Annotated in this window: 1 protein-coding gene; it reads left to right on the forward strand. The window is 71.8% G+C overall.

Features of this window, described 5'->3' with window-relative positions; all coding sequences use genetic code 11:
- Positions 1 to 1385: aminopeptidase P family protein (locus OO54_RS40810; protein WP_033212769.1), on the forward strand; the 1385-nt coding region annotated here is incomplete at both ends.

Consider the following 1385-nt stretch of genomic DNA (forward strand, 5'->3'; position numbering starts at 1 on the left):
GCAGCGGAAGAACGGCCTGTACCCGGGCGTCTCCGACGAGCTGGCCGAGAACATGAAGTCCGGCTGGGCCGACACCGAGCTGCGCGGTCTGGAGCCGATCGCCCAGGCCGACAAGACCGCCGAGCGCCGTGCGGCGCTCTCCGCCCGCTTCCCGGGCGAGCGCCTGGTGATCCCGGCCGGCAAGCTGAAGACCCGGTCGAACGACACCGAGTACGCCTTCCGCGCCTCCACCGAGTACGCCTACCTCACCGGCGACCAGACCCAGGACGGCGTCCTCGTCCTGGAGCCGACGAAGAGCGGCCACGAGGCGACGATCTACCTGCTGCCGCGCTCCGACCGCGAGAACGGCGAGTTCTGGCTCGACGGCCAGGGCGAGCTGTGGGTCGGCCGCCGTCACTCCCTCTCCGAGGCCGAGCAGCTCCTCGGCGTCCCCGCCAAGGACGTCCGCGAACTGGCCGAGGCGCTGCGCGAGGCCACCGGCCCGGTCCGCAACGTCCGCGGCCACGACGCCGGCATCGAGGCCGCGCTGGCCGACAAGGTCACCGCCGAGCGCGACGAGGAGCTGCGGGTCTTCCTCTCCGAGGCCCGCCTCGTCAAGGACTCCTTCGAGATCGCCGAGCTGGAGAAGGCCTGCGCCTCCACCGCCCGCGGCTTCGAGGACGTCGTCAAGGTCCTCGACAAGGCCGAGGCCACCAGCGAGCGCTACATCGAGGGCACCTTCTTCCTGCGCGCCCGCGTCGAGGGCAACGACATCGGCTACGGCTCGATCTGCGCCGCCGGCCCGCACGCCACCACCCTGCACTGGGTCCGCAACGACGGCGACGTCCGCTCCGGCGACCTGCTGCTGCTCGACGCCGGCGTGGAGACCACCGAGCTCTACACCGCCGACATCACCCGCACCCTGCCGATCAACGGCCGGTACACCGAGCTCCAGCGCAAGATCTACGACGCCGTCTACGAGGCGCAGGAGGCCGGCATCGCCGCGGTGAAGCCCGGCGCCGCCTACCGCGACTTCCACGACGCCGCCCAGCGCGTCCTCGCCGAGAAGCTCGTCGAGTGGGGCCTCGTCGAGGGCCCGGTCGAACGCGTCCTCGAGCTCGGCCTGCAGCGCCGCTGGACCCTGCACGGCACCGGCCACATGCTCGGCATGGACGTCCACGACTGCGCCGCCGCGCGCACCGAGATGTACGTGAACACCACGCTGGAGCCGGGCATGTGCCTGACCGTCGAGCCGGGCCTGTACTTCCAGGCCGACGACCTGACCGTGCCGGAGGAGTACCGCGGCATCGGCGTCCGGATCGAGGACGACATCCTCGTCACCGAGGACGGCAACCGGAACCTGTCGGAGGCGCTGCCGCGCCGCTCCGACGAGGTCGAGGCGTGGA

It is taken from the genome of Streptomyces wedmorensis (assembly GCF_000716445.1).
Taxonomy (GTDB): Bacteria; Actinomycetota; Actinomycetes; order Streptomycetales; family Streptomycetaceae; genus Streptomyces; species Streptomyces wedmorensis.